Origin of the sequence: Microbacterium keratanolyticum (assembly GCF_016907255.1) — a bacterium.
In the GTDB taxonomy this organism is placed as follows: domain Bacteria; phylum Actinomycetota; class Actinomycetes; order Actinomycetales; family Microbacteriaceae; genus Microbacterium; species Microbacterium keratanolyticum.
This window is the reverse complement of the sequence record NZ_JAFBBQ010000001.1, coordinates 2,002,819-2,022,209: the sequence shown is the minus strand read 5'-3', so window position 1 is coordinate 2,022,209 and position 19,391 is coordinate 2,002,819. Positions and strand designations below refer to the sequence as shown.

Genomic DNA, 19,391 nt, shown 5'->3' with positions numbered 1-19,391 from the left:
CTCAGAGCCCGTCGCCGCGCAGCAGCGCGATGCGTTCGCGCAGGTAGCCCTCCAACGGCATGTAGCCGCCGGTCGATGACCACCGCACCGACGGCACTCCGTCGATGAGTGCGAGCGGACCCGACGAGGAGCCCCGGTCGACGGCATCCACGTCGATCTCCTCCCACCCGACGTGCACCGTCTCCCCCGCTGTGAAGCCTCCGCGCAGCGCCTGCGCGCGGCGCTCCGCTCTGGCACGCGCCGACTCGGCCGTGTATCCGCGGCGTCCGGGGTCCGCAGCTCGCAGTACCTCTGCGGTGGCCAGCACCCGGGACTCGTCGATCAGCAGCACCCCGATGTGCCAGGCCGCACCCACCCGCACGATGCGGGGAGCCCGCCACCGCGAGATCTTGTCGACTCCGAGCGCCTCCTGAGGCACGTCCGAGAGGATGCGGCGGGCGTCGGCGATGAGTGTGCGCGTTGTCGTCACAGCTCCCCCTGAGGTACGGCGGCGGGAACCCGCTCGCCGCGCAGCGACATCGCCAGCACGGGGAACAGCAGCACCGAGAGCATCCCGGCACCGACGAGCGCTGCGGCGACGCCGGAATCCAGCATCTGCTGCTCGACGCCGATTGCGGTGACCGCCACGATGATCGGAAGGCCGGTGGCCGCGAAGAGCCCGAGCGCGCCCCGATCCCGCACCGAGGAACCTGTCGGCGCCGACAGCTGCGCCGCAGCGCCCCGGATCACGAGCAGAGCGACCAGGAAGATCGGCACGAGCGCGAGCACCGCGGGGTCGCTCACGAGCGCGTCGAGGTCGAAGTTCACGCCCGTGGAGAGGAAGAAGATCGGCACGAGGAAGCCGAAGGCGATCGCCTCGACCTTGCTCTCGATCGCCTCGCCATCCGCCTCCGGCGCGCGGGCCATGACCAGACGCCAGACGATCCCCGCCACGAAGGCGCCCAGCAGCATGTCGAGATCGAGCACGAGGCTGAGCACCACCAGCGCGGCGATCAGCATGAGCACGAAGCGCACCCCGAACTGCTCCGAGGTGTGCAGCGTCGCGCGCACGATCCCGTGCAGCTGACCGTGGGGCGCACGACGCGCGATCACGATCGCGACGATCGAGAGCACGACGAATCCGACGAGCACGAGTGCTGCGGTCAGCGTTGTGCGGGTGCTGAGGAAGATCGAGATCGCGACGAGCGGAAGGAACTCGCCAACCGCCCCGATCGCGGTGACCGCCACACCGAAGGGGGTCGGCAGATCGCCCGTGTCGCGCAGGATCGGGAGCAGCGTGCCGAGTGCTGTCGAACTCAGCGCGATGCCGACGACGACCATCCCCTCTCCGGGGGCGAAGAAGAGTCCGATCCCGATGCCCGCCGCGAGACTCAGCAGCCAGCCGAGTGACGCCCGAGCGAGTGTGGCTCGGCGGATGCCGGCGAAGACGATCTCGGTGCCCGCGATGAAGAACAGCATCGCGAGCCCGAAGTCTGCGAGCGTGTCGATGACGTCATGCGGTGCGATCCAGCCGAGGACCGCCGGGCCCACGAGGATGCCGAGGAGGAGCTCGAACACGACGATCGGCACGCGCAGCAGCGGGCGCAGCATCCGCGCCAGCAGTGGTGCGACCACCGCGAGCGCGGGGATCAGCACGAGCGCGGCATCGTTGGGAGTCACGCATTCAGGGTAGCGATCCTGCGCTCCCTCGTCCGCCCAGATCGCCGTCGATTCGCGGGGACGGCGCTCGGAGCGGCAGAATCGAGCAAGACCCCCTGCAAGGAGCATCCATGAATCAGCCTGATACCGCGCGCCTGCTGATCGCCTGCGACGACCAGCCTGGCATCGTCGCCGCTGTCGCCGGCGTCCTCGCCGAGCACGGAGCGAACATCATCTCGCTCGATCAGCACTCCACGGACTCCGAGGGTGGGCGCTTCTTCCAGCGCACCGTGATCCATCTGGACGGCCTCGCCGCAGCACGGCCGGCGCTCGAGGCGAGCATCCAGGACGTCGCCGAACGGTTCGGCATGGAGTGGTCGCTGCACGACGTCTCCAAGCGCAAGCGCGTGGCGATCTTCGTCTCGAAGTACGACCACTGCCTGATGGAGCTGCTCTGGCGCACGCAGCGCGGCCAGCTTGACGTCGATATCACCATGGTCGTCTCCAACCACCCCGACCTCGCCGAATCCGTGCGCTCCTTCGGTGTGCCGTTCGTGCACATCCCCTCGGCCGACAAGGCTGCCATGGAGACCCGCCAGCTGGAGCTGCTGCAGGGCAACGTCGACCTCGTCGTGCTCGCCCGTTACATGCAGATCCTCTCGGACGACTTCATCCAGCAGCTCGGCGCGCCGGTCATCAACATCCACCACTCCTTCCTGCCCGCTTTCATCGGCGCGAACCCCTATGCCCGCGCGAAGGACCGTGGTGTGAAGCTGATCGGGGCGACGGCGCACTATGCGACCGCCGATCTCGACGAGGGTCCGATCATCGAACAGGACGTCACCCGCGTCACGCACGCCGAGAACGCCGCCGAGCTGCAGAGCCGCGGCGCGGACGTCGAGCGTCAGGTGCTGGCGCGCGCCGTGCAGTGGCACGCGGAAGACCGCGTGATCGTGCACGGCCGCTCGACCGTCATTCTGTAGGAACGCCCGCCGCGAGCTCCGCGAACACGTCGGCGGCGGCATCCCACCGCGCGAGCGGCGCGGCCTGTCCGAGCCACAGCGACTGCATCTCGCGCAGGCCCTGTTCTCCGGCGGCGGGGCGGAAGCGCCCGGTGAGCCAGTTCTGCGCGGGGAACGGCGCGATGAATCCGGATGCCTCGATCGCGCGCACCGTGCGATTGCGCACTCCGCGCGCGAGGCGTCCACTCATCGCCCGTGTCAGCACCGTCGCCTCGGCTGGTGTCGTTCGGATGGCCGCGCGGTGCGCATCGTTCGCTGCAGACTCGGCCGTGGCGAGGAACGCGGTGCCCACCTGCACACCCTGGGCGCCGAGCGCGAACGCTGCGGCGACCCCGCGACGATCCGAGATACCGCCGGCGGCGATCACCGGCACCGAGACCGCATCGACGACCTGAGGAATCAGCGCGAAGCTGCCGACCAGGGACTCCTCCGCCTTGCCCAGGAACGACACCCGGTGACCGGCTGCTTCGAACCCCGTCGCGACGATGGCATCCACGCCGCCTTCGTTCAACGCGACGGCTTCGGCCACGGTCGTGGCGGTTCCCACCACGCGGATGCCGCGGCGATGCGCTTCTTCGATGACCTCCGGCGCCGGCACACCGTAGACGACGCTCAGCACAGCGGGACGCGCGTCCCAGATCGCGTCGAGCTGCTCTTCGAGAGGCGGGAGGTAGCGGTCGGGCTTGGCCGGAACATCCACGCCGACGGCCTCATAGAACGGCTGGAGAGCCTGCGCGAAGACGGAGTGCTGCGCACCTGGCTCGACCTCGTCTCCCATCGGCAGCCAGATGTTGAACGCGAAAGGCTTGCTCGTCGCCTCGCGCAGGGCCGCGGCGGTGGCGCGAATCCGCTCGCCGTCGTATCCGTACAGGCCGTAGGATCCGAGGCCGCCTGCATCACTCACGGCGGCGGTGAGAGCGACGGAGGACAGCCCGCCGAACGGACCGAGCACGACGGGAACATCCACTCCGAACAGGGCGCGCAGATCACTCATTCTTCGAGGCTACGCCCCACAGCGCATGCCTCGGCTCGGTCAGTCGGGGACGACCGGAATCGAGCCCGTGTAGGCCGTGACCGGAGGAGGTGGCTGCTGCGATGCATCCGCCCCCTTCTTCTTGCGCAACGTGAGCGTCGTGCCCACGCTCGCCGCGATCACCAGCGCGATCGCGAGGAGCTTCAGCGGCGACACGAGCTGACCGAGCATGATGAACCCGGCGAGCGTCGCGAACGCGGGCTCCAGGCTCAGCAGCACACCGAACACGCGCTGGGGAATGCGCCGGAGCGCCGCGAGCTCGAACGTGTACGGAATCACCGATGCCAGCAGTGCGGTGAGTGCGGCGAGCAGCAGCAGATTCATGTCGCTGACAGCGGTGATCGTGGCCGGGATGCCGAACGGCAGCAGTACGACGGCCGCCACCGCGAGCGCCACGGCAAGACCGCCCGCCCCCGGGATCAGTGCACCCACGCGGGCGCTCATGCGGATGTAGAGCACCCAGAATCCGGCCGCGACGAGCACGAAGAGCACTCCGAGCAGGTCCAGCGGGTCCTGCCCGATCATGCCGTCGATGCCGAGCAGGGCGATGCCGATGATGGCGACCCCCACCCAGATCGCGTCTGCCCGGCGACGGGTGAGCACGGCGGCGAGAACGAGGGGCCCGATGAACTCGATCGCCACGGCGGGGCCGAGCGGGATGCGCTCGATGGCCGCGTAGAAGAAGCCGTTCATCCCCGCCAGCGTCAGGCCGAAGAGCGTGGCCGCCCCCCACTGCTGCCGGTTCCAGCGTCGCAGGCGCGGACGCACGAGCAGCATGACCACGAGCGCCGCGATCGTGATGCGCAGTGACGCGACGCCCCAGGATCCGAGCGCGGGGAAGAGCTGCACGGCGATGGCCGCACCGAACGGCAGCGAGAGGCAGGAGCCGATGACGAGCGCGACGCCGATGGCCGGGCGTGAGGTGGAGGGGGCGTGCACCCCTCCAGCCTGTACCCGCGATCGCTCGCCTGGCAATTCGGCGCGCCCGCGGCTTCGCGCTACCGCGCCACGAGCCCGACGCGCAGTGGAGCGTCAGGAGCGGATGCGTCGTCGAGCGCCTCATCGAGATCGGTGAGTGTCCGCACGCGGCCCACCATGTCGGCGAAGGGATAGTCGCGTCCGGCGCCCCCGAGGAAGTCGACGGCAGCGGCGAGGTCAGCCGCGGTGTAGTTGTGCACGCCCGTGATCGTGATCATCCGCCGGACGACGCTCTCGGCGTCCAGCGGAACCGGAGGTGCAGGGAACACGCTGCCGATGAGCACGACGGTTCCCCCGATGGCGACGGTGTCGAGCGCATCGGACACGGCATGCCCGGATGCCTCGATCACGACATCCGGCTCGCGATCCAGTCCAGTCGCACCGAAGGACGCCGCAAGCGTGGCACGGCCGGGGTGCGGATCGTGCACGTCCACGACAGCGCCCTGGGCCGTCGCGATCGCCGCGGCGGAGAGCCCGACGAGACCCGCACCGTAGACACGCACCCTGGACCCCCGCAGATCACGGTCGCGTCCCGCACGGGCGACGGCCGCCCATGCGGTCGCGGTCGCGCAGCCGGCCGGGGCGAGCGTCTGGGCGGGCAAAGACTCGGGCACTCGGACGATCGCGGTACCCGCCCGCAGCTGTACGTGGCTGGCGAATCCGCCGGTGAGCTCACGGTGCGATCCGATGCGCTCGTGGCCGTACTTCGAGAGCGTGCGGCACTTCTGGGTGAGACCGGCGACGCAGCGGTCGCACGTGCCGCAGGTGACTGCGACGGACCAGACGATGCGGTCGCCGATGCGGACCGGTGCGCCGTCGACGGCGGATGCTCCGTCATCACCGACCGCGATGACGCGTCCGACGCTTTCATGTCCGAGGACGAGCGGCACGGGTGCTGAACGCCGTCCGTGCACCGTATGCACATCCGACCCGCAGATCGTCGACATCTCCACCGCGACGAGGACATCGCCGGTGGCGAGGGCGACGCCCGGCACGGCGACCGTCTCGTGCGGCTGGCCTTCGCCGAGCCACACCATGGCAGTGGCCGGCGGGCGCAGGACGACGTCGCGGTGCGTCTGGGGGCGTCGCAGCAGCGGCAGTCGCACGTCAGACCGCCGCGGCACAGCGCAGCAGGTCGCGAGCGGTGAGGGCGTCGGGCAGTTCGACGACGCTGCTCAGCACCGCATCCGCGGATGCGAGTGCGTCCCGCTCGTGCGCACCGCTCAACACTCCCGCGACGAAGCCCGCGCCGGCGTTGCGTCCGGTGGCGACATCGCTCGCGGTGTCACCGGCGACCGCGACGGCCGACATGGCGCTGACCTGCATGCGCAGTGCGGCGGTGAGAACGAGGTCGGGCGCCGGACGTCCGCGGCCCGCATCGACCGGCGAGAGTGCGAGGTCGACGAGGTCGTGCCAGCCGAGGGCGTCGATCAGGGCGTCGCGCGTGACCGGGGCGAAACCCGTGGTCAGCACCACTTTGAGCCCCGCGTCGCGGAGCGCAGTGATGGTCGCTGCCGCCCCGGGGATCTCCTCCACGCCCTGCTCGGCGACGATCTCGGCGTACGCGCCTTCGAACGCGGCGGTCGCGCGCTCGGCGGCCGCGACATCGCCGCCGCCGAGGTGTGTGAAGACGTCGATCTTCGACTGCCCCATCGTGACGCGCACGTAGTCGATCGCCTCGTCCCAGGGCATCCGCTCGGCGATCCCGGTGCGCTCAGCAGCGCGCTGGAATGCCTGCTCGACGATGCCGTCATCCGTGATCGTGGTTCCTGCCATGTCGAGGACGACGAGTTCGATGGGGGTGTTCATGATGTTCCTTCCAAAGCGGATTCCCACCCGAAGGCGGTGGTGAGAGAGTCTTCTGCGAGGCCGAGGCCCGTCGTCATGCCGATGCCGGTGGTCGCGGCGAGCGCCAGCACACCGTCGTCGATCTGTTCGATCAGGAAGTCGCCCGGCCCCTTGGCGTACACGCCCTGCCAGCGCTCGAGCACGCGAGGACGTGGCATGTCGAAGAGCGCCTGGGCCTCGTCGAGGAACGCATCGAAGGCGACCTCCGACTGGAACGGATCCGGCTGCACAGCGCCGACGTGCGAGTCGCCGATGATGAGCGTGCCGTCCGGCAGCTGCGTGTACATCTGGTTGAGGTCGATCGCGGCAAGGTCCGGGCGCTCGGCATGCAGTCGCGCACGCACCGCGTCGATCTCAGGCAGCGCCGCGAAGCGTCCGTAGCGCACCAGGGACCAGCCGGTCAGCAGCGGCGCGCTCAGCGGCGTCGGCAGCGAGACGGCGACGCGCATCATGTCCAGCGCGCAGCGCATGACGCCGCGCTGCGCGGCGAGCTCCGGGAGCAGCTGGTCGATGTCGTGGTTCACGGCGAGCACGATCTGCGCAGCGGTCAGCGTGCCGCGCGTCGTCTCGACGACGCCCGAGCGCACGCCTGTGACGGCCGTCCGCCAGCGGAAGTCGGCACCGAGCGTGGCCAGATGCCGGGCGATCGCCGCGCCCGCCGTGCGCGGGTTCGTCTGCAGGTCGGTGGGGATGAGCGCACCGCCGAGCAGCCCGTCGGCCCGCAGCGGGGCGCGCCTGCGAAGCTCATCCGCCTCCAGCATCCGCAGCTCTCCGCCGTCGCGCGTTGCGGCTTCCAGCACCTTGAGCTCATCACGGTGGCGTGCGGCGATCAGCGTGCCCGACGGACGCAGCCAGAAGTCGGCGTCGCGAGAGAGCCGCAGCCACAGTTCCCGCGCGATGTCCGCGTAGCGGCGCGCCTCACCGGTCTGCGCGCCGATGCAGAGGTGTCCGAAGTTGCGGATGCTCGCGCCGACGGGGGCTTCGGTGCGATCGACGACCGCGACACGCAGTCCACGGCGGACGGCCGCGTAGGCGGCACCGAGTCCGACGATGCCCGACCCGACCACGATCACGTCAAACCGGTTCATCGGTACACCCGCCGCATCCACATCGCGAGGCCTTCGACCACGAGGACGGTGGCGAGGATCATGAGCACGATCGCGGTGACCGTGCCGTATCGGGCGCCCTGGCCCGCGTTCAGCAGGTAGTAGCCGACGCCACCTCCGCCGACGATGCCCAGCACGGTGGCGGCGCGGATGTTGGTGTCGAGCATGTAGAAGCTGTGTCCGATGAGCGCGCGCATGCCCTGGGGCAGGGTGGCCGAGCTGTAGCGCTGCAGACGCGTCGCGCCGACCGCCGACAGTGCGCGCTCGGGGCCGGCGTCGACCTCTTCGAACGAATCGGCGATGAGCTTGCCGAGCAGCCCGATCCCGCCGATGGCAAGGGCGATGACGCCCGCCTGGGCACCGAGGCCGGTCACGACGATGAGCACGATCGCGAGGATCAGCTCCGGGATGCCGCGGATGCCGACGAGCAGGAAGCGTGCTCCGCTGCGGATACCCGGAGTCGGAGCGACGTTGCGTGCCGCGAGGGATCCGAGGATCAGCGAGGGCAGCAGGGTGAGAACCGTGGCGGCGAGCGCGATCGCGATGGTGTCGCGCATCGCGTCGATCATGGCGTCGGCCTCGTAGGTGCCGAAGGTCGGCGGCCAGAACTGGACGGCCATCGCGGGGATCTTCGCCCAGACGGTGAAGAAGTCGTTCCAGGTGATGTTGCTCACGACCACGCTGCCGATCACGACGAGCACGGCGATGATGCCGCCGAGGTTGCCGCGCACGCGTGCCCCCGTCCAGGGGCGCCGCAGGGCCGTCTCGGGAGTCTGCGCCCAGGCCGGCTTCGCCGACACGACAGGTGTCTTCGCAGCATCCGCCTTCGCCATCCGCGGGTGCAGGATCCGGTCGATCCAGGACCGCGTCTGGGCGGTGCGTCCGAGCATGGCGCCGCGCACTGTGCTGGAGACGATCTCCATCGCGATGCAGAGCAGGAAGATGACGAGCGCGATGCCGAGCCCGAGGCCGTAGTTGAGCGACTTGAAGGCGTAGGACATCTCCAAGCCCAGGCCCGCGACCCCCACGTAGCCGAGCACGACACTGCCGCGGAGGTTGATGTCGTTGCGGTGCAGCACGGTCGCCACCCAGCTGGGCAGCACCTGCGGCAGGATGCCCGAGACGAACTCCTGCATCTTGGTGCCGCCCGCCGCACGGATGGCGAGACGCGGCCCCTCGTCGATCTGCTCGATCGCGTCGGCGAACATCTTCGAGATCATGCCGATCGAGTGGATCGCGATCGCGAGAATGCCCGGCAGGGTGCCCAGCGAGAAGATCAGCACGAACGCCATGGCGAGAACGACGTCGGGAAGGGCGCGGGTGAAGACGCCGATGAAGCGGGCGGCGGCACGCCATCCGGGTCCGGGCGTCGTGTTGGATGCCGCCAGGTATGCGATCGGCACCGACATGAGCGCGGCGAGCAGGGTGCCGACCAGCACGAGGCCGACGGTCAGTGCGATGAGGCCGGCGAGTTCGGCGGGCTCCGGGAACTGCAGCGCACCGACGCGGGCGAAGAACCGCTCGGCGTTGCCCCAGCTCTCCAGCATCCCGCCGAGGGAGATGCCGGTCTCGTTCACGGCGGCGATGCCGAGGACGACGAGGACGATCAGGGTGAGGCCCGCGGCGATGCGCTCCGGCGAACGCCGCGGACGCGGCGCGCGGTGTTCGAGGTCGGCGAGGTGCGACGGCACGCGGGCCGCACGGGGACGTTCGGTGGTGAGCGTCATGCGACGGGCTCCGGGGTGCGCGCGGGCGTGGCGGCAGCGGCAGCATCCGTCGGAGCGCTCTCGAGGTCGGAGACCATCGCGAGCTCTGCCGTCGTCGTGGCGACCCGGCCGTAGATCTCCATGACTTCGGCCTTGGTGAGATGCTCAGTCGCCATGTTGAGCACGACCTCGCCGTGGCGAAGGCCCACGATGCGGTCCGCCCAGGAGATCGCGAGATCCACCTGGTGCAGGCTGCACACGACGGTCAGCCCCTCGTCGCGGGCGATCTCGCGGATGAGCGCCATCACCTGGTCGCTCGACTCGGGGTCGAGCGAGGCGACCGGCTCGTCGGCGAGCAGAATCTCGGGCTTCTGCATGAGAGCGCGGGCGATCGCCACCCGCTGCTGCTGGCCGCCGGAGAGGGTGTCGCTGCGCTGGTAGGCGCGGTCGAGCAGGCCCACGCGGTCGAGGTGCTCCAGAGCGCGAAGCTTGGCGGCCTTGCTGTACCCCCAGAGGCCGAGGCGCGGGCCGCGGATGCCAGAGAGGGATCCAGTGAGGACGTTCTCCAGAACCGTCAGCGAGGGCACCAGCTCGAACTGCTGGAAGATGAAGCCGACCCGGCTGCGCAGGCGACGAAGCGCCCGTCCGCGCAGGCGCGGGACGTCGGCGCCGAGCACCTCAACGGAGCCGGAGGTCGGAACCTCCAGCCCGTCGAGGTGACGCAGCAGTGTCGACTTTCCGGATCCGGAGAGCCCGAGCAGCACGACGATCTCTCCGCGCGACACCCGCAGCGAAGCATCCCGCAGCGCTGTCGTCGACCCGAAGGTCTTGGTCACGCCGTCCAGGCGGATGAGGGAATCGGTGGTGGTGCTCATGGCTGGGCTCTCCGGGATCTCAGTGGGCTGCAGTGTTCAGCGGGCTGCGTTCAGTAGCGGCGGGCGGGTCAGCCCTTGCACTGCTCGGCTTCGGTCTTCTTGCAGATGTCGCGGATCAGGTCGTAGTAGGTGTCGTCGACCGGCTTGGTGGCGTAAAAGACGCTGCGGAACCCTTCGCTGTCGGCGCTGGTGATGCCGGCGGCGATGATGTCGTCGATCGTGACCTCGGCGAGCGCGTCGGTGATCACCGAGGCGACGTCCTTCGGAAGCTTCGTCGAGACGACGAGCGGCGCTCCGGGAACCATGGTCTCGGCGATGATCTTGACATCCTCGGACTTGGCGACCTCAGAGTCCTCGGCGAAGCCGACCTCGCACTCGACACCTTCACCTGTCTTGAGCACGCTCACGTCGTGCTTTCCGGCGAAGACCGGGGTGATGTCGGTCTTCGGGTCGATGCCCGCCTCGAGCAGGTTGTAGGACGGGAACAGGTAGCCCGAGGTCGACGACGGGTCGACGAAGCAGACCTTCTTGCCAGCGAAGTCCTCGATCGTCTTGACGGCGCTGTCCTTCGGCGCGATGGCGACCGAGTAGTAGCCGGGCTCCTGGCCTTCCTTCGTGACGATGGAGGAGATCGGGGTGAGCTCGGCGCCGTTGTTGGTCGCCGTGACGTAGGTGAAGCCCGAGAACGATGCGACATCGATCTTGCCGGCGATCGCAGCCTCGATGAGTGCGGCGTAGTCGGTCGACTCGTGGTACTCGACGTCCTTGCCGGTGACCTCGGCGATGTAGTCCATGAGCGGCTGGTAGTTGGTCTCGGTGTCGACCGAGTCCGGCACGACGCCGAAGACGAGGGTGTGATCGTCTACGGCGTAGCCGCTGGTCGCGGCGGCGCTGTCTTCTCCGGGGGCGGCGCTGGCGTTGCCCGAGCAGGCGGCGAGACCGAGGGCGAGCACGGCGGCGCCTGCCAATACGGGGAGAGCACGAAGCTTCATGAGGACCTTTCGCTGTGTGTGGGATTCGGATGATCCGAGAGCACTCTTCCAGCGATTTCCGCGAGATGTATACCTATCTCGGCACTGTTCGCAGGCTGTTCACCCGCTGGCCATACGCGTGAACATCGCGAGAACGCGCCTTGTGGAGATATACCGGCGAAGTAGTATGCCTATGTGAGCGATGTTGTCTACTTACAGATCGCCGACGATCTGCGCACCCGGATCTCGTCGGGTGAGCTGCGCCCGGGTGAAGCGGTTCCGACCGAGGCCGAGTTGGCAGAGCGGTGGAAGACGTCCCGCGGGCCGATCCGCAACGCGTTCGCGCTGTTGCGGGGCGAGGGGCTGATCGAGACGGCCCGTGGACGCCCGGCCCGGGTGACCGCGCCCAAGGCGACGCAGGCCGTCGACGTGTCGGTGCCGTTCACACGCTGGGCGCGCGATCTCGGCGTGGTTCCGGGAGCGCAGACGCAGGAGCTGAGCCTGCGGCGCGCGGATGCCTCGCTGGCCGCCGCCCTCGATGTCGCGGTCGGCGACACGATCGTGAGCGTCGTGCGCCTGCGCTTGCTCGACGGACGCCCGGCGATGCTGGAGCGCCTCAACTACATCGAATCCGTCGGCCGCCTGCTGCTCGACGCCGACACCGACGCCATCTCGATCACCGAGTACCTCGGCGCCCACGGGCATCCGATCGTCGGGCTGCAGCACGAGATCGACGCGGTCGCCGCCGACGATCAGGACGCGGCGCTGCTGCGCGTGCCCGTCGCGTCACCGATTCTGCGCCTCACCCGCACGTCCCGCGATGCGGAGGGCCGTGTCTTCGAAGCATCCGAAGACCGCTACCTCTCCACCATCGTGCGCTTCACGGTGGCGGCATCCGGCATCTCCGCCGAGGGCCAGTACCTGCGCGCCGTGGGCGGGTGAGCGTCAGCCGTTCAGCATCTGCGCGAGCCCTTCGGGCTTCTGCAGAGGGATGCCGTGGCCGCAGTCGGCGACGAGTGCGAACTCACTGCCCGGAAGAGCCTCGTGCAGCCGCCAGGCGGAGGCGCGCATCACTGCCTTCTCGCGGGATCCGGCGAGGATCACGGCCATTCCCGGGAACTGCGCCCAGCCTTCCGGGATCGTGAAGCGGATGTTCTCGCCGACCGCGTGCGTGAGCGTCTCCACGGAGATGCGGCGCGAGGTGCGCAGATACTCGTCGATCAGGGTGTCGGGGACGAAGAGCTCCTTCGCCTGCAGGCGCGCGAACCACTCGTAGCGGGCGAGGGGCGCGGCGGCTCTGAGCATTGCGAGCGTGGCGCCAGGCGCGCGGGTCGGGATCGTCTGCGCGCTGATCACGACGACACGGGCGACGAGATCCGGATGCTGCGCGGCCAGCAGCACCGCGAGCTGGGCGCCGAGCGAGAAGCCGACGACCGTCGTCCCCGGTGCGAGCAGCGGCGCCAGCGCCTCGATCGTCGCCACGTGGGAGCGATAGTGCTCGTCGGAGTCGACGTCGTGACCAGGCAGGTCGGGCACGATGACGTGGAAGCGCGGATCGAGGTGCTCGAGGAGCGGATTCCACATCCATCCAGCCACGCCACCGCCGTGCAGGAGCAGCAGCGGCTCACCGCTGGGATCACCGAAGGTGCGCACGCGAAGGCCAGAGTCTCCCATGCGACCCACCCTACTGACGGCAGCGTGTGCACAACGCCTGAAGCGGCTCGTCCGACGACCACTACACTGACCACACATCGACGCGGCATCCGCTCCGAGGAGCGCGATCGTCGCCCACGAAGGGGGAAGTCATGAACGACGACTATGGCTGGGCCGCAGGACTCGGCATCGGAATGTTCCTGCTGGTAGCGGTGATCTACCTCGGCATCCTCGCGCTGTCGCTGTGGATCACGTACCTGATCATCCGCACGGCGGTGAAGAACGGCATCCTCAAAGCAGACGAGGAACGCGCGCGACGCGGCTATCCGGCGATGACGCCACCGCGAGGCGGATACGCAGCGCCACCGTCCGCTCCGGGTTCGCCGTACCAGCGGCCTTAGCGCCAGGGCACGCGGGGCTCCGCTCACAGAATGGAGCCCCGCGCAGCATCCGCCTCAGACGGCCAGCAGTATGACCCCGGCGAGCACGACGACCGACGCCGCCACGCGCCACCCCGGTCGCGACTCTTTCAGCACGAACGCGCCGAAGAGGCTCACGAGCACAACGCTCACTTCACGCAGCGGCGCGACGAGCGCGACGGGGGCCATTGTGATCGCGGTGAGCACGAGAATGTACGACAGCGGCGAGAGGATCCCGAACGCGAGGATGCGCCGCCACTGGCGACGACCAAGCTCTCGCACCGCGCCCCACTGCCGGCGCACGGCGAAGGAGTAGAACGGGATCTGCACGAGGGTCGTCCCGACCATGAAGGCGACCGGTGAGAGGTTCCAGGTGCGCACGGCGTGGGCGTCCCAGATCGTGTAGACGGCGATCGCGACGCCCGTGAGCAGGCCGAAAAGCAACGCGGGGTCGATTCCGCGACGAGGGGATCCGGATGCTCCGCGGTCGACGAACCCGATCGCCACGACGCCCACGATGATGGCGGCGACGCCCACGAGTGCGAGAGGTGTGGGCCGCTCCCCCAGCAGGACGATCGCGATGAGCACCGCCAGGAACGGACCGGTGCCGCGCGCAGTCGCGTAGACGGTCGAGAGGTTGCCGACCCGATACCCGTGCTGCAGCACCAGCATGTAGGCGACGTGCAGCACACCCGAGACGAGAACGCCGATCCCGACGCCCCACAGGTCGTCGGTGCCGAGTCCTCCCGTGAAGGGGACGGCGAACGCCCAGAGCACCGTGCTCGCCACTGCGCCCCACCAGAGAAAGGGGAGACCGGCACGGCTGACGCCGTGCGCGATGATGTTCCACGCCGCGTGAGCGAGCGCTGCGCCGAAGACGAGAACGAATGCGAGAAGAGACACGAAGAACCTTCCGGACGACATGACGGCATGCCGAACGAGGTTCCTCCGGGCTTTTGTCCTGTCAGATGACGCTCCGCCTGCGGAGGCGGACCGTGGCGCCGCTCGGACCAGTCGAGTGAGACTCCGGAACCCTAGGCGCTATCGCTTTCACCCTACACGGCGGCGGTTCGCGCTTCGGTCGCTGTTGCCGCGTTCACACCGCCTCGATGCGGCCGCTCGGCAGGATGCCCACGGCGACGGGCCGCCCCTTCGTGTTCGACCACTGGCTCCACGAACCGGGAAAGACGCGTGCGGCGATTCCCGCCTCGGCGAGCGCCAGCGCCGTGTGCGACGCGGCGATCCCGGATCCGCAGTACACCCCGACGGAGATCTTCTCTGTGACTCCCGCGGTCTGGAAGATGCGGCGCAGGACGTCGGGTGCGTGCAGGCGACCGTCGTCGGCGACATGCGCCATCGTCGGCAGGTTGACGGCTCCGGGGATGTGCCCTCCCACCGGATCGAGCGGCGCCCGGTCCCCCCGGTACTGCTCAGGAGAGCGCACATCGAGCAGCACCCCGTCCGCCGGGAACACCGCCGCCTGATCGATCGTCAGCACCCCGGAGTCGAAGCTCGAGAGCGTGATGGCGCCGGCGACCGGTCGCACGTCGCCGCTCTCCAGGCCGAAGCCGGCGCCGATCCATGCCCGCAGCCCTCCATCCAGCACGCGCACAGCGACTCCCGCGCGGGAGAGGAGCCACCACAGTCGGGCGGCGGCGACGCTGCGGATGTCGTCGTACGCGACGAGAAGATCCCCCTCGTTCACGCCCCATCCCCGCACGGATCGCTGCAGGTCGTCGAGAAGAGGGATCGGATGCCGCCCCTCTGCCGGATCGCCCTTGCGAGCGAGTTCGTGGTCGAGGTCGACGTAGACCGCTCCCGGCAGGTGCGCGCGCAGATACTCCGGCCGGCCTTCCGGGCGGTCCAAGCGCCACCGCACGTCCAGAAGGCGAACCGTCGGCCCGGTTCCGTTCGCCGCGGCCTCCTGCGCCGCCGCGAGCTCCTGTGGCGAGATGAGATTCGCGCACCGCGGCGCACCGGAAGACAGGACGGTCATGGCACTCCTCACGGTGATGGCAGCGTTGGTGTGCTACCAAGAATCCGCGTCGCAGCGCGCGGCGTCATCTGGGGTCGACATGCCGCTTCATCGAGGGTCACACAGAGACACAGACCCCCCCGTCACAGCCGCCGCATTCATTTCATATCTGTGACGATCGCCACGAAAGTGTTATGTTCGCTGCATGAGCAGTGAAGCCGAGCCGACGACCACGGGCAACGAACGCGCCCTCGAAGAGGGAATCGTCACCGACCTTCGCGACCGCATGACCTATGGCGGCTACCTCGACCTCGACCGGCTGCTCTCGGCGCAGCATCCGGTCAGCTCCCCCGAGCACCACGACGAGATGCTGTTCATCATTCAGCACCAGACCACCGAGCTGTGGCTGAAACTCGTGCTGCACGAGCTCGGCACCGCCCGCGATCGTCTGGCCGACGATGATCTGCGCGCCGCACTGAAGCACGTCGCTCGCGTCAAGCACATCCAGGAGGTGCTGACGCAGCAGTGGTCGGTGCTGGCGACTCTCACGCCCACCGAGTACGCCGAGTTCCGCGGCGAGCTGGGCAACTCCTCCGGCTTCCAGTCGGTGCAGTATCGGGCCGTCGAGTTCGCACTCGGCAACAAGAACGAGCGGATGCTGAGCGTCTTCAAGACGCACCCCGAAAACCTCGCGCTGCTGACCGCCGAGTGGGAGCGCCCGACCCTCTACGACGAGTTCCTTCGCCTCGTCGCGCGACGTGGCCTGCCGGTTCCGCCCTCGATTCTGGAGCGCGACGTGCGTGAGGCGTACCGTGAGACGCCGGAGCTGGTTGCGGTGATCCGCGAAATCTACGAGAACCCGCGCGAGCACTGGGATCTGTACGAGGCGTGCGAAGAGCTCGTCGATGTGGAGGACAACTTCCAGTTCTGGCGCTTCCGTCACCTCCGCACCGTCACCCGCACGATCGGCATGAAGAAGGGCACCGGCGGATCGAGCGGAGTCGACTTCCTGCAGCGCGCGCTGTCGCTGACCTTCTTCCCCGAGCTGTACTCGGTGCGCACGGAGATCGGTGCCTCATGACCTCGTCCGCTGCCACCTATTTCGACGGCACGACCTGGCGCGAGGGGGTTCTGGCTCTCGAAGAGGGACGCCCCGTCGTGCACGACGAGACGCCGGATGCTTCGCTCCCGCGCTTCCCGCACGCGATCGTCGGCGGCTTCACCGACCACCACGTGCACCTGATGCTCGTCGACCCTTCTCCGCTCACTTCCTCACGGCTCGGTCGCGTTCTCGACCTCGGTGCACCGTTCGCCCGGCTGCGCGAATGGGCGCCGAAGCTCCCCGTGCAGATCGACTTCGCCGGGGCGTTTCTCACGCCTCCCGGCGGCTATCCCTCCGACCGCTGGTGGGCGCGAGAAGGTTCGGTGCGCGAGATCGCGGATGCGGATGCCGCAGCGCTCGCCGTCGCCGAGATGGCCGATGCCGGAGCATCCTGCATCAAGGTCATGAGCAACAGCGAGGCAGGCCCCGTGTTCGACGATGCCGTGTTCGCCGCGATCGTCGCATCCGCAGCAGAGCATGGGATCCCCGTCTACGCCCACGCCGAGGGCCCTGGCGAAGCCGAGCGCGCGGTGCGCCTCGGCGCGACAGGCCTCGTGCACACCCCCTTCACCGAACGACTCGACGACGGCGAGATCGCACGGCAGGCAGCATCCGCCGCCTGGATCACGACCCTCGCGATTCACGAGGGCGAGCCGCTGTCCATTGCGATCGACAATCTCCGTCGCTTCGCCGCGGTGGGCGGCACCGTGCTCTACGGCACCGACATGGGCAACGGCCCCACCCCGATCGACCTCCGCGCCGAAGAGGTCGAGGCAATGCGCGCAGCCGGAATCGACGGCGCAGCCCTCATCGCCACACTCGCCCCCGTTGACCCGCGGACACCCGGTGCTGTCCTGCTCCGCGTCCCTCAGCCCGCAGCGGGCGTCTTCGATCCCCTCACTGCTGCACCTCTCGCCCCGACCGACCTCGTCACCGCCCTCACCGTGGAGCTGCCATGACCGCCCTCGCCACTGCCCTGCTCGACGACGCCCGCGCTCTGGACGCAGCTGATCCCCTGCACCCGCATCTCGCTGCCTTCGCGGATGCACCGGGGGTCGACGCGTACCTCGACGGCAACTCCCTCGGCCGCCCGCTCCGCGATACCGCCGAGAAGATCGCCGCGTTCGTGCGCCACGACTGGGGCACGCGTCTGATCCGCTCATGGGATGAGCAGTGGATGGATCTGCCGATGGTGCTCGGCGACCGCATCGGCGCCGTGGCGCTGGGCGCCGCGCCCGGCCAGACGGTCGTCGCCGACTCGACGAGCGTGCTCATCTACAAGCTCATGCGTGCCGCCGCGGGGCGTCACGCGAGCCGCACCGAGATCGTGATCGAGCGCGGCAACTTCCCCACTGACCGTTTCATCGCCGAGGGCGTCGCTGCCGAAGCAGGCATGACCCTGCGCTGGCTGGAGCCGGATGCAGTGCGGGGTGTGACGGCCGAAGACGTGGCATCCGTCCTCTCCGAGCGCACCGCGCTCGTCGCCCTCAGCCACGTCGACTACCGCTCGGGCGCCCTCGCCGACATGCCCGCGATCACCGCGACCGTGAAGAACGCGGGTGCGCTGATGATGTGGGACCTGTGCCACTCCGTCGGCGTGATCCCCATGCAGCTGGATGCCTGGGGCGTCGACCTCGCGGTCGGATGCACCTACAAGTACCTCAACGGCGGCCCCGGCTCCCCCGCCTTCGCCTATGTGCGGCGTGAGCTGCTCGGCACGCTGCGCCAGCCGATCCAGGGCTGGTGGGGCGCCGCTGACATCTTCGCGATGGGCCCCGAGTACGCACCCTCCGCCGACATCCGCCAGCTGCTGAGCGGCACTCCGCCGGTCATCTCGATGCTCGCGATGCAGGGGATGCTCGACCTCATCGACAGCGTCGGCATCGACGCGGTGCGCGCGAAGTCGATCGCCCTGACCGACTTCGCGGTGCGCGCTTACGACGAGATGCTCGCACCGGCCGGTGTGCGACTGCTCAGCACGAGGGACGCCACGCAACGCGGCAGCCATGTCACGATCGGCCACCCCTCCTTCCGCGAGGTCACCCAGACACTCTGGGCCGACGGCGTGATCCCGGACTTCCGCTTCCCCGACGGCATCCGCCTGGGTCTCTCCCCGCTCAGCACCTCGTTCGAAGAAGTCGCCCGCGGTGTGCTCGCCGTGCGCGAGGCGCTTGATGCCCGATAGCCACGACGCTCCGGTGCCCGCGGTGCTGGATGATCTCGACGCCCGTCCCGGCAGCACGACGTCGCTGCTGCGCACGATCATCGGCCTCTATCTGCGCCCGCTGGGCGGTCGGATCAGCGCCCCAGCGCTCGTGCGGCTTGCAGGCGATGCCGGCATTCCCGCACCGCGTGCCCGCACCGGCATCACGCGCCTGAAGCAGAAGGGGCTGCTGCTCACGGACGCGGGCGACTACGCGCTCAATCCTGCGGCTCTGCCGATGCTCGAACGCGGCGACCGCCGCATCTTCGAGATCCGGCAGATGAGCGCCGGCGATCCGTGGTGTCTCGTGTCGTTCACCGTTCCGGAGTCGCGACGCGACCTGCGCCACCAGCTGCGACGACGTCTGCAGTGGATCGGATGCGGCGCCGTCGCGCCCGGACTCTGGACCTGCCCCGATCATCTCGCCGCCGAGGTCGAGCAGATCCTGGAAGAGCTGGATGCTCGCGCCTTCGCGACCCTCTTCCGCACCCAAGACCCACGGCCGGGAACACCGCTCACCGAGGCCGTGACGAAGTGGTGGGACCTCGACGCCTTGCGCGCCGAGCACGAGCGATTTCAGTCCACACTCGATTCGCTCGACAGCGGGACGGCTTTTCACTCCTACGTGCACCTGATCGACAGCTGGCGCGTTCTGCCCTACATCGACCCCGGCCTGCCGTCGTCTCTGCTTCCCGCCGATTGGCCCGGCATGCGCAGCTTCGCGCTCTTCGAGAAGCTGTCGTCACGCTGGGCCGGTCCCGCCCTGAGCCACGTGCGAGCGGTCACTTCCTCCGTTCAAGGAGCGATGTTCACCCGAGAATCCGCGAAAACAGGGTGAACATCGTCCCTTGAACAGGGATGC

The 19,391-nt window shown here is 69.0% G+C and carries 20 protein-coding genes; 7 read left to right on the top strand and 13 right to left on the bottom strand.

Going from position 1 to position 19,391, the window contains the following annotated elements; all coding sequences use genetic code 11:
• Window position 1 precedes the first annotated feature (1 nt).
• Both JOD62_RS09705 and JOD62_RS09700 read right to left on the bottom strand, forming a co-directional pair.
• Window positions 2-469, bottom strand: coding sequence for a glutaminase (locus tag JOD62_RS09705; RefSeq protein ID WP_204939092.1), 468 nt, complete (start codon window positions 467-469; stop codon window positions 2-4).
• On the bottom strand, window positions 466-1,659 hold the full coding sequence (locus JOD62_RS09700) for a cation:proton antiporter (protein ID WP_271171501.1): 1,194 nt from the start codon (window positions 1,657-1,659) through the stop codon (window positions 466-468). The genes JOD62_RS09705 and JOD62_RS09700 overlap by 4 nt, the downstream gene beginning before the upstream one ends.
• A gap of 110 nt (window positions 1,660-1,769) precedes the next feature.
• Here JOD62_RS09700 and purU point away from each other — a divergent pair, with 110 nt between their 5' ends.
• The gene (gene purU, locus JOD62_RS09695) at window positions 1,770-2,621 is read left to right on the top strand and encodes a formyltetrahydrofolate deformylase (RefSeq protein WP_204939090.1); all 852 of its coding nucleotides are present in this window, start codon (window positions 1,770-1,772) and stop codon (window positions 2,619-2,621) included.
• Here the strand turns inward: purU and JOD62_RS09690 are convergent.
• The 8 genes from JOD62_RS09690 to JOD62_RS09655 all read right to left on the bottom strand — a co-directional run bounded on the left by JOD62_RS09690 (window position 2,611) and on the right by JOD62_RS09655 (window position 11,198).
• Complete coding sequence (locus JOD62_RS09690; RefSeq protein WP_204939089.1) at window positions 2,611-3,654, bottom strand: NAD(P)H-dependent flavin oxidoreductase; 1,044 nt, start codon at window positions 3,652-3,654, stop codon at window positions 2,611-2,613. The genes purU and JOD62_RS09690 overlap by 11 nt on opposite strands.
• Window positions 3,655-3,693: 39 nt before the next feature.
• Window positions 3,694-4,632: an EamA family transporter gene (locus JOD62_RS15095; RefSeq protein ID WP_204939088.1), complete on the bottom strand. Its 939-nt coding sequence runs from the start codon at window positions 4,630-4,632 to the stop codon at window positions 3,694-3,696.
• A gap of 59 nt (window positions 4,633-4,691) precedes the next feature.
• Window positions 4,692-5,777: an alcohol dehydrogenase catalytic domain-containing protein gene (locus JOD62_RS09680; RefSeq protein WP_271171500.1), complete on the bottom strand. Its 1,086-nt coding sequence runs from the start codon at window positions 5,775-5,777 to the stop codon at window positions 4,692-4,694.
• A 1-nt stretch (window position 5,778) separates the two neighbouring features.
• Window positions 5,779-6,480, bottom strand: coding sequence for an HAD family hydrolase (locus JOD62_RS09675; protein ID WP_204939087.1), 702 nt, complete (start codon window positions 6,478-6,480; stop codon window positions 5,779-5,781).
• Window positions 6,477-7,607: a TIGR03364 family FAD-dependent oxidoreductase gene (locus JOD62_RS09670; protein WP_204939086.1), complete on the bottom strand. Its 1,131-nt coding sequence runs from the start codon at window positions 7,605-7,607 to the stop codon at window positions 6,477-6,479. The genes JOD62_RS09675 and JOD62_RS09670 overlap by 4 nt, the downstream gene beginning before the upstream one ends.
• On the bottom strand, window positions 7,604-9,352 hold the full coding sequence (locus JOD62_RS09665) for a PhnE/PtxC family ABC transporter permease (protein ID WP_204939085.1): 1,749 nt from the start codon (window positions 9,350-9,352) through the stop codon (window positions 7,604-7,606). The genes JOD62_RS09670 and JOD62_RS09665 overlap by 4 nt, the downstream gene beginning before the upstream one ends.
• Entirely contained in the window at window positions 9,349-10,206 is an 858-nt protein-coding gene (gene phnC / locus JOD62_RS09660; protein ID WP_204939084.1) for a phosphonate ABC transporter ATP-binding protein, read from the bottom strand. The genes JOD62_RS09665 and phnC overlap by 4 nt, the downstream gene beginning before the upstream one ends.
• Window positions 10,207-10,274: 68 nt before the next feature.
• Window positions 10,275-11,198, bottom strand: coding sequence for a phosphate/phosphite/phosphonate ABC transporter substrate-binding protein (locus JOD62_RS09655; RefSeq protein WP_204939083.1), 924 nt, complete (start codon window positions 11,196-11,198; stop codon window positions 10,275-10,277).
• 174 nt (window positions 11,199-11,372) lie between these two features.
• On the opposite strand from JOD62_RS09655, the gene JOD62_RS09650 reads away from it, so the two are divergent.
• Window positions 11,373-12,119: a GntR family transcriptional regulator gene (locus tag JOD62_RS09650; protein ID WP_204939082.1), complete on the top strand. Its 747-nt coding sequence runs from the start codon at window positions 11,373-11,375 to the stop codon at window positions 12,117-12,119.
• A gap of 3 nt (window positions 12,120-12,122) precedes the next feature.
• Here JOD62_RS09650 and JOD62_RS09645 read toward each other — a convergent pair whose 3' ends face one another.
• Complete coding sequence (locus JOD62_RS09645; RefSeq protein ID WP_204939081.1) at window positions 12,123-12,851, bottom strand: alpha/beta fold hydrolase; 729 nt, start codon at window positions 12,849-12,851, stop codon at window positions 12,123-12,125.
• Window positions 12,852-12,982: 131 nt separating this feature from the next.
• Between JOD62_RS09645 and JOD62_RS09640 the strand changes: the two genes are divergently transcribed.
• On the top strand, window positions 12,983-13,231 hold the full coding sequence (locus JOD62_RS09640) for a hypothetical protein (protein ID WP_204939080.1): 249 nt from the start codon (window positions 12,983-12,985) through the stop codon (window positions 13,229-13,231).
• Window positions 13,232-13,285: 54 nt separating this feature from the next.
• Here the strand turns inward: JOD62_RS09640 and JOD62_RS09635 are convergent, their stop codons facing one another.
• Both JOD62_RS09635 and JOD62_RS09630 read right to left on the bottom strand, forming a co-directional pair.
• Complete coding sequence (locus JOD62_RS09635; protein ID WP_204939079.1) at window positions 13,286-14,152, bottom strand: EamA family transporter; 867 nt, start codon at window positions 14,150-14,152, stop codon at window positions 13,286-13,288.
• Between the two features lie 193 nt (window positions 14,153-14,345).
• Window positions 14,346-15,245, bottom strand: a complete 900-nt coding sequence (locus JOD62_RS09630; RefSeq protein ID WP_204939078.1) for a sulfurtransferase — start codon at window positions 15,243-15,245, stop codon at window positions 14,346-14,348.
• A gap of 184 nt (window positions 15,246-15,429) precedes the next feature.
• Between JOD62_RS09630 and JOD62_RS09625 the strand changes: the two genes are divergently transcribed.
• Genes JOD62_RS09625 through JOD62_RS09610 form a run of 4 tightly spaced genes read left to right on the top strand, consistent with a single transcriptional unit; the run spans window position 15,430 to window position 19,367 of the window.
• Complete coding sequence (locus JOD62_RS09625) at window positions 15,430-16,305, top strand: tryptophan 2,3-dioxygenase (RefSeq protein WP_204939077.1); 876 nt, start codon at window positions 15,430-15,432, stop codon at window positions 16,303-16,305.
• Entirely contained in the window at window positions 16,302-17,285 is a 984-nt protein-coding gene (locus JOD62_RS09620; RefSeq protein WP_204939076.1) for an amidohydrolase family protein, read from the top strand. The genes JOD62_RS09625 and JOD62_RS09620 overlap by 4 nt, the downstream gene beginning before the upstream one ends.
• Window positions 17,282-18,511, top strand: coding sequence for a kynureninase (locus JOD62_RS09615; RefSeq protein ID WP_204939075.1), 1,230 nt, complete (start codon window positions 17,282-17,284; stop codon window positions 18,509-18,511). Before JOD62_RS09620 ends, JOD62_RS09615 begins: the two co-directional genes overlap by 4 nt.
• Window positions 18,501-19,367: a PaaX family transcriptional regulator gene (locus tag JOD62_RS09610; protein ID WP_204939074.1), complete on the top strand. Its 867-nt coding sequence runs from the start codon at window positions 18,501-18,503 to the stop codon at window positions 19,365-19,367. Before JOD62_RS09615 ends, JOD62_RS09610 begins: the two co-directional genes overlap by 11 nt.
• Window positions 19,368-19,391 lie beyond the last annotated feature (24 nt).